The organism is Microbacterium enclense (genome assembly GCA_038182865.1).
Taxonomy (GTDB): domain Bacteria; phylum Actinomycetota; class Actinomycetes; order Actinomycetales; family Microbacteriaceae; genus Microbacterium; species Microbacterium enclense_B.
Genome location: CP116226.1, coordinates 2,612,766 through 2,627,224 on the forward strand (window position 1 = coordinate 2,612,766; position 14,459 = coordinate 2,627,224).

General features: G+C 67.6%; 11 protein-coding genes. 1 reads left to right on the forward strand and 10 read right to left on the reverse strand.

The genetic code is table 11. The features are described 5' to 3' along the window. Positions 1-30 precede the first annotated feature (30 nt). The gene (locus PIR02_12310) at positions 31-1,848 is read left to right on the forward strand and encodes a beta-galactosidase (protein WZH35556.1); all 1,818 of its coding nucleotides are present in this window, start codon (positions 31-33) and stop codon (positions 1,846-1,848) included. An 85-nt stretch (positions 1,849-1,933) separates the two neighbouring features. On the opposite strand, the gene PIR02_12315 is transcribed toward PIR02_12310, so the two are convergent. From PIR02_12315 to PIR02_12360, 10 genes are all read right to left on the reverse strand, one after another. Continuing rightward, the gene (locus tag PIR02_12315) at positions 1,934-2,956 is read right to left on the reverse strand and encodes a substrate-binding domain-containing protein (GenBank protein ID WZH35557.1); all 1,023 of its coding nucleotides are present in this window, start codon (positions 2,954-2,956) and stop codon (positions 1,934-1,936) included. Between the two features lie 50 nt (positions 2,957-3,006). Next, positions 3,007-4,452, reverse strand: coding sequence for an alpha-L-fucosidase (locus PIR02_12320; GenBank protein ID WZH35558.1), 1,446 nt, complete (start codon positions 4,450-4,452; stop codon positions 3,007-3,009). Then, a complete protein-coding gene (locus PIR02_12325) occupies positions 4,449-4,649 on the reverse strand; it encodes a hypothetical protein (protein ID WZH35559.1) in 201 nt (66 codons plus the stop codon). Before PIR02_12325 ends, PIR02_12320 begins: the two co-directional genes overlap by 4 nt. After that, positions 4,646-5,590 (reverse strand): carbohydrate ABC transporter permease, encoded by a 945-nt coding sequence (locus PIR02_12330; GenBank protein ID WZH35560.1) that lies wholly within the window; start codon positions 5,588-5,590, stop codon positions 4,646-4,648. The genes PIR02_12325 and PIR02_12330 overlap by 4 nt, the downstream gene beginning before the upstream one ends. Continuing rightward, entirely contained in the window at positions 5,590-6,495 is a 906-nt protein-coding gene (locus PIR02_12335) for a sugar ABC transporter permease (protein ID WZH35561.1), read from the reverse strand. Before PIR02_12335 ends, PIR02_12330 begins: the two co-directional genes overlap by 1 nt. 69 nt (positions 6,496-6,564) lie before the next feature. After that, complete coding sequence (locus PIR02_12340) at positions 6,565-7,896, reverse strand: carbohydrate ABC transporter substrate-binding protein (protein ID WZH35562.1); 1,332 nt, start codon at positions 7,894-7,896, stop codon at positions 6,565-6,567. 309 nt (positions 7,897-8,205) lie between these two features. Continuing rightward, positions 8,206-9,543 (reverse strand): hypothetical protein, encoded by a 1,338-nt coding sequence (locus PIR02_12345; protein ID WZH35563.1) that lies wholly within the window; start codon positions 9,541-9,543, stop codon positions 8,206-8,208. A 79-nt stretch (positions 9,544-9,622) separates the two neighbouring features. Further along, complete coding sequence (locus tag PIR02_12350) at positions 9,623-10,246, reverse strand: hypothetical protein (GenBank protein WZH35564.1); 624 nt, start codon at positions 10,244-10,246, stop codon at positions 9,623-9,625. A gap of 87 nt (positions 10,247-10,333) precedes the next feature. Further along, on the reverse strand, positions 10,334-13,429 hold the full coding sequence (locus PIR02_12355) for a discoidin domain-containing protein (protein ID WZH35565.1): 3,096 nt from the start codon (positions 13,427-13,429) through the stop codon (positions 10,334-10,336). Positions 13,430-13,470: 41 nt separating this feature from the next. After that, a complete protein-coding gene (locus tag PIR02_12360; GenBank protein ID WZH35566.1) occupies positions 13,471-14,253 on the reverse strand; it encodes a hypothetical protein in 783 nt (260 codons plus the stop codon). Positions 14,254-14,459 lie beyond the last annotated feature (206 nt).

Genomic DNA, 14,459 nt, shown 5'->3' on the forward strand with positions numbered 1-14,459 from the left:
CTGAGGGCGCTTCGACAGGATTGGCCCACCGTGACTGACACTCTCCCTCGTTCCCTCGCCGCTGAGGCGGCCCCGGACGCCGCGCCGCCGTCCACGCTCACGTGGGCCGAGAACCGGTTCCTGCGCAACGGCGTTCCCACGCGAATCCTGTCCGGATCGGTGCATTACTTCCGCGTCCACCCCGACCAGTGGCGGGATCGTCTGCAGCGGGTGAAGGACCTCGGCCTGAACACGGTCGATACCTACGTGCCGTGGAACTTCCATCAGCCGGAGGCCGACCGAGCGCCCGACTTCACCGGCTGGCGCGATTTCGAGAGCTTCCTCCGCATCGCGGCGGAGATCGGACTGGATGCCACGGTACGACCTGGTCCGTACATCTGCGCCGAATGGTCCAATGGCGGGCTGCCCGTGTGGCTCACCGGCCGTGGCATCCCGCTGCGGTCCTCGGACGAGCGCTTCCTCGGACCCGTGCGTGAGTGGTTCTCGCACCTGCTCCCGCGCATAGCCGCCCTGCAGGCCAACGCGGGCGGACCGGTCGTGGCGGTGCAGGTCGAGAATGAGTTCGGCAGCTTCGGTGACGACCGCGCGTATCCGGCGATGCTCGCTCGCGAACTGCGCGCTCACGGCATCACCGAGCTGCTCTTCACCGCCGACGGGCCGACCGAGCTCATGCTCGCCACCGGCGCGGTGGACGGTGTGCTGCAGGGACTGACCCTGGGCTCGCGAGTCGATGCTGCGCGCGACCTCGCACGCACCCATCGTCCCGACGAGCCCCTCCTGGTGGCCGAGTACTGGAACGGTTGGTTCGACCACTGGGGCCACCCCCACCACGTACGGGGGGCGGCCAACGCCGCCGAGACGCTTGCCGGCATCGTGAGCGACGGCGGGAGCGTGGCCCTATACATGGCGCACGGCGGCACGAACTTCGGGCTCTGGGCGGGGGCCAATCGCGTCGATGGCGAGTTGCGCGGCACGGTGACCAGCTACGACTCCGACGCACCGATCGCCGAGGACGGCACGCTCACCGAGAAGTTCCACGCGATGCGAGCGGTCCTGGGAGTGACCGCACCCCTCGTGTCGACGGCGCCGCGCTTCGTGAGTCCGCAGCGGGTCGCGGTCGTCTCCGGTGCCAGTCTGGGAGAGGCTCTGGCGATCCTTTCGACGTCCGCACGGCCCGTGGCATCCACGGTCTCCTTCGAGGAGCTGGGACAGGACTCCGGGATGGTGCTGCTCAGCGCTGATGTGCTGCTTCCGCCGGGGGAGATCGACCTCGTCTTTCCCCGGGTTGCCGACCGCGCGATGGTGCGCGTCGATGGCCTCCCGCGGGGAACGGTCACCGAGTCCGGCGCGGTCACGATCACCGGAACGGGTTCGCCCGCCCGCGTCGAGATCGTCATCGAGAATCTGGGCCGGGTCAACTACGGGTGGTCGCTCGGAGAGCGGAAGGGGCTCCTCGCTCCCGTCTTGGTGGAGCGGCGCATGGTGCAGGGCTGGCAGGCGACGTCGATCGACATCGCGGCCGCCGGCGAAACCGCGCTCGCGCTCCTGGCTGTTCCGGGGACTCCGGATGCCGCGGGTGGCGCTTCGGCGGTGTTCTCCCTGCCGGAGCCGGCCGACGCGCACCTGGCTCTTCCCGGGTTCGTGCGCGGATTCGTCTGGGTGAACGGCTTCTTGCTGGGTCGGTACTGGGAGATCGGCCCCCAGCAGACCCTTTACGTTCCGGCCCCGCTACTGCGCGCCGGAGAGAACACGGTCGTCGTGCTCGAGTTGGAGCGTCGAGGGACGAGCATCGATCTGCGCGATCGTGCCGAACTCGGACCCGAAGAGGAATACATCGAGCAGTTCTGAGCGGGGCCGGCTGAGTGCGCGGACGCGGTGCCCGGGGCGGGATCCGTCCGGAACGAGACGTGAGACCGGCCTCGACGACCCCGGATCAGCGACGGGCGGTGCTCGAGCGGATGACCAGCTCGGGAGCCACCGTGACGCGCGTGCGCTCGACGCTCGGATCATCGATCGCCGCGAGGACGTGCTCGACCGCGATGCGCCCCATCTGCTCGAACGGCTGACGGATCGTGGTCAGCGGGGGATGGGCGAACTGCGCGAGGGGGATGTCGTCCATCGACACGACCGAGACGTCCTCCGGCACCCGCCGGCCCTGCTCTGCGAGAGCACGGAGGAGTCCGAAGGCCATCTCATCGGATGAGGTGAACACGGCCGTGGCATCTGGCATCCGGGCGACGATGAGGCCATTGCGGTAGCCGGATTCCGCCGTCCAGTCGCCGTGCAGGATCGGCGGTACGGAGCGGCCCGCCTCACGCAGAGCGGACTCCCACCCGGTCGTGCGTCCCGAGGCGTCGCGCCACGATGCGGGACCGGCGAGGTGCCACACCGTCTCGTGGCCGAGTTCGAGCAGATGCTGGGTGGCCAGACGGCCCGACTGCTCTTGATCGAGCGCGACGACGTCGTCTTCGGCGGAGCTGGATCCATCGATGACGGCGGTGGGGAGTCCGTTCGTCACCCGGCCGAGTGCCAGCTCGTCCCAAATCGGAACGGCCACGATCAGGCCGTCGACGCCTTGGTCGCGCAGATGCTCCACGCCGTCGGTGATCGCCGCGGGTGACACAGACGTCGTCCCCGCCGCGCTCACGAAGTATCCGCGCTCGCGCGCGGCGCGATTGACGCCCAGCATGATGGCCGCCGGAGCGTACTGGTCGGATTCGTGCGTGAGGACGCCGAGGGTCATGCTGCGTCCGGTGACGAGCGCGCGCGCGAGTCCTGTGCGGCGGTAGCCCGTGCGCTCGACGGCCTCTTCGACCTGCAGCCGGGTGACGTCGGAGACATTGGGGTGCCCGCGCAGCACGCGCGAGACGGTCTGCGGCGAGACGCCGGCCACTGATGCGACATCGGCCATCGTGGGTGCCCGCAGGCGTTTGGCGCCGCTGTGCTCCATGACCATTGACCCGACGTTCCTCTCCGCGATCGAGCGCGATCCCGCGACCAGAACTCTCATGCTAGCCGCGGGCCGCTGCCGGTCGCGAGAAGTGTCGAGGGTGCCAGGAGGGAGAGGCGAGAGAGGCGCACTGTACCGCGTGCGCCGACGATCCGGATGCGCACCTCGCGGGTGTGCATCCGGGGCAGCTCCGCGATTCGCCGGTACCCGACGGCGCCGACGGTCAGCACCGTGCGGGTGGTGCCGTCGGCATCCTCGACATCGACGTCGAGGCGATCGATCATCTGGCCGCGGGCGATGTCCTCGTCGAGGATCAGTCCGTCGATCTCGACCGGCTCATCCCAGCGCACCACGACGGAATCACCCTCGACAACGTCGAGCGGCTGTGCGCGGGTGACCGCCGCGACCGGATGTCCGTCGTGAGCAACCGTCGCGCGACCGATGAGGTCGCGGGCGGAGAGTTCAGCGACGAGTGCCCCGAGGCCGCGGAGCGCCTCGACGTCGGCCGCGTGCACGACGCCCGTGGCATCCGGCGGCACGTTCAGAAGGAAGCCGCTGTTGCCGCCGACACTGCGTCGATAGATGTCGAACAGCTCCTCGGCGGAGCGCACCTGGTCGTCCTCGGCGGGGTGATGGAACCAGCCGGGCCGGATGGAGGTGTTCACCTCGGCCGGGTACCAGATCAGCTCGTCGTCGGAGGTCTCCAACGCGGTGCGCGAACCGAGGTCCTCTTCATCGGAGCGTACGAGACGCGAGAACGCTGCGTCGTCCTGCTGCTGGGAGCGGGATGCCACCCGCTCGGCGTCGCGCAGCGAGGCGGGGACGACGCTCCACTCGTCGGCCCGGGTGTGGCCGGCTTCGTTGCCGCACCACCGCACGTCGGGTCCGCAGACGCTGATGACCGCGTCGGGCTGTAGGCGGCGCACGACCTCGTAGTAGCGGTCCCAGTCGTAGAGCTGCACGCGCCCGTCGGGGCCTTCGCCGTTGGCGCCGTCCAGCCAGACGGTGGAGATGGCGCCGTAGTCGCTCAGCAGCTCGGTGAGCTGGGCGACGAAGAAGTCGTCATAGGCCCGACCGCTGCCGTAGCACGCCTCGGTCCGGTCCCACGGCGAGAGGTAGACACCGAAGGCCAGACCGTGACGGGCCGCGGCTTCGGCGGTTTCGCGCACGAGGTCGCCCCGCCCGTCGCGCCAGGGGCTGGCGGCGACGGTGTGCGCGGTCTGCGCACTGGGCCACAAGCAGAAGCCGTCGTGGTGCTTGGCGGTGAGGATGACCCCCCGCGCCCCGGCGGCGGCGACCGCTCGCATCCACTGGTCGGTGTCGATCCCGGAGGGGTCGAACAGTGCGGGATCCTCGTGGCCTGCGCCCCACTCCCGGTCGGTTATGGTGTTCATCCCGACGTGCAAGAACGCGCTGAACTCGCGCTGCTGCCACGCGAGTTGGCGAGGGGACGGGACGACGGCCGCGGCCTCGAGGACGCGCGGCGACAGAGGTGAGGTCAACGGAATCTCCGGTTGTAGAGCGCGAGCATCACGATGAGACCGCCCAGGCCGGCCAGCATCGCGAGGAAGTTGACCCAGCCGACCGTCTGCTGGTTCACGATCACGACCGTCACGCAGACCAGGAAGACCAGCAGGGCGGCCGTGGCCGTCACGATCTCGCGTACGTCGACGGTGCGGCGGTGGCGGGGGGTGTTCACTTGATTCCTCCTCCTCCGACCGACTGCAGCAGTCGGCGCTGGATGACGGCGTAGAAGACGATGACGGGGACCATCACGATGACCATTCCGGCGTACAGCACGCCGTAATCGGCGGCGGCGCGCTGGGCCTGGAAGAGGTTGAGCAGGCCCACTTGGAGGGTCTTCGAGTCGCCCGGCACGAGGGTCAGCGAGATGATGAAGTCGTTCCAGTACGCCAAGAAGTTGAACAGCAGCGCGGTGCTGATCGCGGGGAGGGCGAGCGGCAGCATCACCGACACCATGGTGCGCAAGCGCGAGCTGCCGTCGAGCATCGCGGCCTCCTCGTACTCGATCGGGATGGTGCGGAAGAAGGTCGAGAGCAGGTAGATAGTGAACGGCAACGACGTCGCCGCGTACACCAGAGCCAGAACGGCGAGGTTGTCGATGAAGACGCCCTGGGGGAAGAGCCCGCGCAAAGCGCGGTCCCAGCCCAGCAACTGGAGGAAGATCGGCACCACGATGTAGTTCACATTGATGAACAGTCCCGCCAGGATCGCGACCTCGAGCACGGTTTTCCCGCGGAAGTCGAAGCGTGCCAGCACATATGCTGCCGGCACCGCCACGACGAGCGAGATCGCCAGGGCGAGCGCGGTGACCACGATGGAGTTGAGGAAGTAGTCGCCCATGCGGGCCTTGACGAACGCGTCGACGAAGTTCTGCACGTGCACGCCGAGGGGCAAAGCCCATGGATCGCCGTAGAACTCGGGGCGGGTCTTGATCGAGGCCATGAACACCCACGCCGTGGGAACGATGATCGCCGCGCAGAGCGCGACCATCACGACGTTGATCACGGTGTGGTTGAGGCGGCCGGAGGTGCGGGTCGATCCGGGACGCGCGGGTACCAATCGTCGAGCATCCGGATTTCGCGCTTCGGGGCGCAGGGGGGTGAGGTTCAGAGCCATCAGAACTGGTAGACCTCTCGCTTGGTGGCGCGGTTGATGATGAGGGCGAGCACGAACGAGAACACGAAGATCACGACGCCGATCGCCATGCCGTATCCGTAGCTGGAGTTCGTGTAGGCCTGGCGGTACATGTAGTTCAGCAGCACGTCGGACGAGCCGTTCGGGCCGCCGTCGGTGAGCGCCCGGACCAGCACGAAGGCCAGGTTGATCGACGAGATGATGAAGAAGGTCAGCGTCGTGCGCAACGTGCTCCACACCAACGGCAGCGTGATGGTGAAGAAGGTGCGTACGGGTCCGGAGCCGTCGATGGAGGCGGCTTCGTAGACGTCCGCGGGGATCGAGCTCATGCCCGCGAGGTAGAGCAGCACGTAGTAGCCGATGGATTGCCACAGCATCGCGATGGCGATGCTGTACATGATGATGCTCTCGTTGCCGAGCCACACCTGCGTCAGGTGGCCGAGTCCGATCGTGGAGAGGAAGTTGTTGAGGAGACCACTCTGCTGGTCGTAGACCGCCGAGAAGATGGCGGCGACCACGACGATCGACAGCACGCTGGGCAGGTACAGCACGAAACGGTAGAAGTTGCGCGCCTTCACGCGCGGGTTCATCAGGAGAGCCGCGATGACGAGCGCCGCAGCCATCGTGACGATCGTGACGACGACCAGCAGGAGCAGCGTGTTCTGCATTGATCGCAGGAACTGCGTGTCGCCGGCCAGGGCGATGAAATTGTCGAAGCCGATGAACCGCGCGGTCCCGGTGAAGCCCGTCCATTGGAACAGCGACATCCGGAAGACGTCGACGGTGGGAATCACCATGAAGACGACGTAGAGGACGAATGCCGGGGTCAGGCAGAAGAAGATGAAGCGACCTCGGCCACGGGTCAGGGCGGAAGAGCGACGTGACATGGGGACCTCTCGAACGGTGAACATCTGTCGCCCGCCGGTATGCGCGGCGGGCGACAGATGTTCGGGAGACTACTTCGCGGCGGCACCGAGGCGGTTGCTCGCCTCGTTGACCTGGCTCTGCCACTGATCGAGCGTGACCGTACCGTTGATGATGCTGTTCGCGGTGTCGAACAGCGTCGCCTTCAGGTCGACGCCGGGCACCGGCTCGGTGGCGGCGAAGCCTCCGACGAGGGCCTTGACGTCGGGCTCGCTGTACGCCGCGTAGAACTCGGCGGAGTCGCCCGACAGAGTGTTCGCGAGCCCGGTGATCGGCTGGATCGCGCCGGTCTTGGCGAAGATCGCCGCCGCCTTGTCGGAGTACAAGAACGCGATGAACGCCTTTGCCGCATCCTTGTTGCTCGCTCCGCTGGGAACCCAGGCGTTCTCGACGAACGTCGTCAGGTACCGCTGGCCGGCGGCCTTGACGGCGGGGACGGGAGCGAGGCCCCAGGCGAAGCCATCGGCGCGGGGTGCGTCCTTCATCTCGTTCGCGATCCAGGTGCCGTTCGGCATGAAGAGCGTGGTGTCGTCGAGGATCGTCTGCTGATTCTTGGTGAAGTCCTGGCCGTTGGCGTATCCGACGGTCGAGGGGGCGGTGTACTCGGTGAGCAGCTTCGTGGTCAGCTCGAGCGCTTCGCGCGCGTCGGGCTGCTCCCAGACGTTCTCTTTGTAGGTGACGACGTCGCGGTAGAAGTCGTCACCGCCGATCGAGGACAGCAGGGCGAAGAAGTAAGAGTCGAGGTAGCCCGCCGTGGGGTAGGTGAACAGCGACATCCCCTCGGCTTTGGCCTTGTCGCCCAGAGCGAACAAGTCGTCCCAGGTGGTCGGCACCTCCCACCCCTTCTGCTCGAACAGGCCCTTGTTGTAGACCAGGCCCGTCGGCGAGGCGTACATCGGCATCAGGTAGACCTGGTCGTCACCGTAGGGGTTGGTGTTGAGGTTTCCGACGATTCCCTCGGTTAGCTTCTCGCCGACGGTTTTGTTCTCGCCGGGGACGGTCTCGCTGAGGACACTCGTGAGGTCCTCGAGTCCTCGGTCGCGGATGAAGCCTTCGGTGAAGCCCTCCTTGGCTCCCTGACCCAGGATCACGACGTCGGGGAAATCCCCGGCGGCGACCTGGGGGGTGAGCTCCTGCGCGAGGGTCTTGCTTGTCGTCAGCTCGATGGTCACGTTGGGGGCGACCTCTTTGTAAGCGTCGACGACCTGCTGGTACATCTCGGATCCGTAGCCGCCCTCGAATGCCGCGACCTTCAGGGTGCCGGAGTCTCCGCTGGAGTCACCGGTCTGTCCGCCGGCGCATCCGGCGAGCAGGCTGACGGTGACGAGTATCGCCATCGATCCGGCAAGTGTGGTCTTCTTCACGAGTTTCCTTTCGGCTAGGCCGGGCACGCCCTCGGGTGGCGGCCGACGCGAGTGCTGCGTTGCAGCGATCAACTTCTTCGTCTGATGCCCTCTGGTGCTCGGGTGACATCATGATGGCGGCAATTGGCATCGATGACAACTGCTCCCATTCGATGTATCAAGACCGTTATGCAACGGAAACGACGGCACGTCCGCGCGCTCCTGACGGGCGGGTTCGGCTGGCACACTCCGGCATCCCGCCGTCTCCATCGGGGCTGCCGGTGCGGGCGCGGAGATGCCGAAAGCCGGCGCGCGGGTGAGGGAAGGGCATCAGCGTCGCGAGCGCCGTGCGGACGCGCCCGCTCGTCGGTGGCGCGTCGACACATGGATGGCCGCGGCGCCGGCCGCGACGAGGGCGCCGGCGACGAGCGCGACCCCCGGATCGAGAGTCGGTCCGGTGAGCGCCAGATCTCCCCGCGCGGGCACCGCGGTCGGCGTCGCTGTCGTCGGCCCGGGGGCATCGGGGGGACGTGACGTCACCTCGACGTCGATGGAGACGGTGCCCGGTTCCGCCGACGCGAAGCTCGGTACGGCTTCGCTCGTCACGATGCCGGCAACGATCACGGCGATGAGCACGGCGAGGAGTCCCGTCTTGGTGAGAGCCCCATCCCGCCGCCCTTCCTCACGCGCGTCGTCGATCATCCGGGAGACCGCCGCGCGTCGTGCAGTGCCTCGCCAGCGCAACAGGACGATCGCGAGAGCGAGCACCGCGATGAGGAGGAGATGGCTCCACGGGATCGTCCAGAGGGTGGTCTGCGTCGAAGCGGAGACGGCGGGGAGCGGTTCGGCTCCGTCGAGCGGGACGGAGTCCACGATCGTGCGCGCCTCGGTCACGAAGACGGGCCACACGTCCGGGATGGCGACGCTGACCGTACGGGACTCGCCCGGGGCGAACTCCGGGATCTGCGCGAGCGTCGTGTCGGCGGCGAAGAGGCCGAGGGGGCCGGATGAGGAGGCGCGAGGGAGAGCGCCGAGTCGAGTGTTGCCCGAGTTCACGATGGTCGCGGTCACGGCGAGGGAGCCGGGGAGGAAGGGGTTCCACGACGGGGTGTACGCCACCGTCTGATCGGTGACGGTCAGTGCGGGAGCGAGGTCACCGCTCACGCGCGTCATCACTCGGAAGCCGACCCGCGATTCCACGCCGATCGTGCTGTCTCCGGTGCGGATGCCTGCGGCGACGCCGGCGGGGTGGTCGCCGGGGGTCGCGTTGGCGGGGACAGCGACGCGGAACGGCACCAAGACGCTCTGCCCGGCACCGACTTCGATCGAGTCTTGGATCGTGATCCAGGTGCCGGCGTCGGTGGATGCCTGGTCGGCCGGGAGCATGTTGAACCGGCCTGACTCGGTGAAGTACCCGTCGGCGGCGCTCAGGTGGAAGACGACATCGCCCCGGCCGCGGTTGGTGACGAGCATGTGTTCGGTCACGGACTGCCCGGCGTCCAGGGTCAGCTCTGTCCAGGCTTCTCCCGTGGGGCCGTGCTCGTCGGCGGGCTCGACCGACCAGGTGACCGTCTCAGGCGCGTCCGTGGGAGTATCGGCCCGCGCTGGGCTCGAGAGGGCGATGGACGAGGATGCCAGCATCATGGCGCCGACGATCACCGCAGTCACGCGCGAATGACGTGAGGAAGGCATGGGGGTCCCAACAGTCCGGCCCGGTCGATTCGTCGACCGGGCCGGACACGGAAAGTCACTCGAAGAGTGAGAGCGTGATGGTGGACGAGTATCGACCGGCGGCGACGGTGGCGGGCACACGGAGAGTCAGGTCCGCCGTCGCGGCCGAGGTGGCCCCGCCATCGGGAAGGGCGTCCGCATCGCTGAGGTACAGCAGCTCCTGGTCCTTCAGGCCTCGGCTCTGCTCGCTACCGAGCTCGCCCTGCAAGACGCCGTCGACGTCGCCGCCGACGGAGATGGCATCCTCGTCCCCGCTCACCAGGCGAGGACTCCACCCCAGGTACTTCGCTTCGATGACGGAGCCGTCGGCGGCGGTGAAGTCGCTGGCGGAGCCCAGCACCGACCATCGAGCGCCGTCGGCCGTCTCGTCGCTGTCGCGTGTGTCGGTCACCGTGACCTCGGGGAGGGTGCCGGTGAACTGTCGGATGTCTCCCGTCGAGCCCTGTTCGGCGAGGGTGGCCCGTCCCGCCGCCACGGTGAGGACCAGGGTTCCGGGGCCTTCCTGCGGGGAGACCTCGACGTCGACGCCGATCTGGCTGTCGTCCACGGGGTCGGCCGCGACGGCCGCGACGGCGGCGCCGCCGGTCGTCATCAGCGCGGCGGCCAGCATGGCGACGCCGACGCGAGTCGTGTTCTTCATTTCTCTCTCTTTCGGCTGGGATTTCGAAGGGGCGCGGCGCCCGTCCGGAGCGAACGGGCGGAGGCGCCACGGCCCCCGCCCGTTCTGTCAGTTCTGCGCGGCGTAGGAGGCGCGAACGCTCGAGGTGAGCTTCTTGCCGTCCACGGTGGCGGTGGCCGTCACCGTCGCCGCACCCGCCGGGAGCGAGGCCTTGGTCGAGTTGATCGACACGCTGACCTTCTTCCCCGGCTGCACGTCAGCGAACGACTTCTTGCCGGACACGGTCACGACGTCGATCCGCACCGGCACCGTCGACCGGTTCACAGCGGTGACCGTGACGTATGCCTTGCCTCCGAGCTTGCGCGTAGATGCCGTTGCGTCGACGGGCAGCGGATTCACCGCCGTGATGGCCGCGTTCAGAGCGGTCACCGTCGTGGTGATGGCCGTCTGTGTGACGGTGTCGTTGCCCGAGCCGACGCGCGTGCGATTCGCGGCGTCGAGGACGCCCTGAGCCGTCTGCTTCTCCCGTTGGAGCGTGGCGTGCGCGGCGGAGGTGCCCGGCGCGATGGAGGACGCCGTCGCCAGCGCCTTCTCGAGTGCGGTGGTGTCGCCGATCTCGATCGACACCCGAGCGGTCTTGTTCGAGGCGAAGTCGAACACGATGCCGGAGGTGCCGAGGTCCTTGTCGGCGAAGAACGCGGGGGTCAGGGTGTAGACCTTCACCCCGGCGTCGTCGCTGACGGTGAAGTCCGCGGCATCCAGGCTGCCCACCAGGGCTCCGGATGTCGTGACGTAACCGAGCGAGCGCACCGTGTCTCCGCCGAGGTCGACCCGGTACGACACCGTGTTCTTCGCCGACGAGGCCTGCGACGGGTTGCGGTCGTAGAAGCCCGCGGCGGGGGTCACCACGGGGTTGGTCTGCGCGGTGCCGTTGTCGTAGACCGCGATCTCCCGCATGGTCGGGGCGTAGATCTGACCGGTCTTGATGCCCGCGATCGACAGGCGCAGCTTGCTGCTGGTCTGCGGATCGAAGCGCACCACCTTTTCGGCGCCGACACCGTCGCCCGACGTGAACGTGACCCACGAGCCGGTCGATGCGTCCCATCGCTGCAGGGAGAAGGCGGCGATGCGGGCATCGGTGCCGGAGTCGGTGTACTCGGACAGGTCGACCTCATCGAAGCGTGTGGAAGCTCCGAAGTCGATGTCGATCGTGAGGGGGTAGGTGGCGTTGTCCGCCGCCGCCCACCGCGTGCTCGCATCGCCGTCGACGAGGTTGGCGGCCTTGAGTGAGAAGTTGTTGTGCGGGTGGGTGGAGCTGGCCACCGCGGGCTTGCCGAGGGCGAGGTTCGTGCGCGTGTCGACGCCCTCGTTCTCGATCGGGTCGGTGTCCTTCGGCGAGGTGACGACGTCGCCGCGCGCCGCCTCGAACAGGCCGATGTCCGGCGCGGAGCCGCGGTAGTTCGGGTTGCCGAAGAAGTCCGTGGTCCCGATGCGCTCGTTGTAGCGCCCCTTGTCGATGAGCGGCGACGTGTCCCTCAGCTCGAACAGGCTGGCGGACTGACGGATGTTCTCCACTCCGGCGTTGCGGGCGTAATCGGCCACGTTCCCCGTGAACTGCGGGTCGGCGGTGATGGCTGCGTCGTCCTTCGGCTGCTTCGGGGACGGCGTGCCTCCGGCCTCGTAGTACGCGTTGTTCGAGAAGACGCCGAGGTCGAGCGCGCCGTCTTTGCGGTACCAGTTGGTGGGCGTCGTCGACGTGTTGTAGAAGACGTTGTTGAAGAAGTACACGCGGCTCTTCAACACCTCGTCGTGGAATGACTCGAGCTGACTTCCGTCGTAGACGAACACATTGTTCGAGACATAGGTGGGCGAGTAGTTCGTGGAGAGCATGTTCTTCCAGATCACGCCGTTGTCGTTGACCGACAGGTTGTAGCGCGCGATCGAGTTGCTGCTGTTGCCCATGTAGGCCATCCAGCCGCCCTTGTTGTCGTGCGAGTAGTTGTACTCGTAGGTGACGTTGAAGTTGGTGAACTCCAGGTCCCACGGGGTGGCGTCGTACTCGTTCGCCGGGCCCCCGTAGATCTCGTTGAAGCGCATGATCGAGTCCGCGCCCGCCCAGAGATACAGGCCGGCCGAGACCTGGTTGTACCGCTCCAGCCAGCCGTTCGCCTCGTTGTACTCAGCCAGCAGGCGCTGCGTGTTCGCGAACTGGAAGGGGCCTTGGCCGATGCTCTCGGCGTAGTTGTGACCGATGTACACGTCACGGCTGTAGAAGTCCTGGTCTCGGACCCACAGTTGTTCCCATCCCTCGTGGAACTTCCCGGTCTCATCGACACGCCCCTGCGCGTCGCCGAACCAGTTGAAGGCGAACTGCACGGCGTGCAGCTCGACGTCCGTGAAGGTGTTGTTCTCGATCCGGATGTCCTCGAAGTGGTAGCCGCCCTTGCCGTACTCCGTCCACTGCTTCGATCCGAAGACCTGGAAGTTGACGCCGCCGTAGTGGATCTTCTGCCAGGTACTCGGACCGTCGATGTTGTGTACATCGAGATTCGAGATACGGATGTCGTCCATCACCGTGTCGGCGCCGGCGGGCAGCTTGTCGGCGTTGATGGACACGGAGACGCCATCACGCACGTAACTCCCGCTCGTGATGTCGGTGGCGAAATCGTCGTCGTTGGACAGCTCGAGGTTCGCGATATGCACGTACTCCTGGTTGCGCAGGTTCACGGCGCCCGTCAAACCCACCGTGTCCGGGTTCTTCTGGCCGTTCGACGAGAAGGGCGACGCCACCTTACCGTTGGTGCGGATGTAGGGGAGACCGGCGGTGGTGTCGCCGTACGCGTCGATGACGATGGGCTTGCCCTCGACGCCCGACCCCTTCGGCCAGAGCTGTTGGTCCGCCCACGTCTCGCCGCCCTTGAGCAGGATCCGGTCGCCGGGCTGGAACGTCGTCGAGTTCACCCGGGCGAGGGTCTTCCACGCGCCATCACGCGAGGTTCCCGCGGCGGTGTCGACTCCGGCGGTGGCGTCGACGAAATAGTCGGTGCCACCGTAGGGGTTGGCGACGTTGCCGGCCCACGTGGCCGCATCGTCTTTGCCGACGGCGCCGGCGGCGGGGACGGCAGCGCCCCAGGCCAGCGCTGAGGCGGCGGCGGTGGCGACGGCGTAGCGGAGCCAGCGGCTCCGTCGTCGTGCGTGTGTCACGGGAATCTCCTTCGGTGAGGGGGTGCAGATGGGGGAGCAGGTCAGGGGCCGACGACGGTCTGGGCGGAGCGGGCTTCGGCGATGAGGGCGTCGAGACGCTCGTTGAAGAGCACCGTGCGGATACGCGTGGCGTAGTGCGTGAAGGCTTCCTCGGCGTCGACGGAGCGCCCGTCGAGGCGGTAGGCGACCCAGGTGCCGCGTTCCGGGAACGGGCCGAGGAACGCTCCGTCGGGGGCGGCGACCACGGCCGCGGTGGCCTCGGGGCCGAGCGTCGCAGCCGCCCGTTCGTCGGGGGTCAGGGTCACGGCCTCCCTGGGGCACGCGTCCAAGACGCCCGCGGCACCGGCGGTGCCGAGAGCCGCGACGACGGCGGGGTCGGGGCCGCCATCGACGGCGGTGGGGACGGTGATGCGGGTGAGGCGGTAGCTCGTGGCGGCATCGGCCCACTGCGCGGGATCGGCATCGAACCGCGAGCGGACCTCGGCGTCGCCGACACTCACCCCGGCCGCCCCCGACTCAAGCCGGGAGAGCGCGGCTTGGCGGATGTCGCTGAGGGCCTTGCCGTAGAACGACGCTGCCTCGTAGGTGACGGGTCCGTAGAGCACGCCGCCCGCCGTTGCGGTCGACGAGCGCTGCATGTTGACGTCGTCTCGTATGTCGAGGATGTCGTCCGGGCGAGTCACGTCTGTTGCGCCGACGGAGCGGGCGACGAAGAACAGCGCAAAGTCGTCGCGGAGCACCTCAAGACGCGCGTCTTGGTCGATGGCACCGGCCCGCTCGGCCCGCGCAGCCCCAAGTGCGAGCTCCTCGTCGGATAGACGCACGTCGTCGATTCGAGGGGCAGCATGCGCTGCCGCGACGCTCACGATGACGCCGCCGATTCCGGCGAGGGTGCCCGCGACAACAAGCGTGACAGCCAGGGTGAGACGGGTTGGAAAGCGAACGCGGCGAGGGGGCGTTACGAGGTGGGGCATCATCGTCCTTCCATCAGTGGCATGATGATGACACAAATTGATATGGATAACAATGA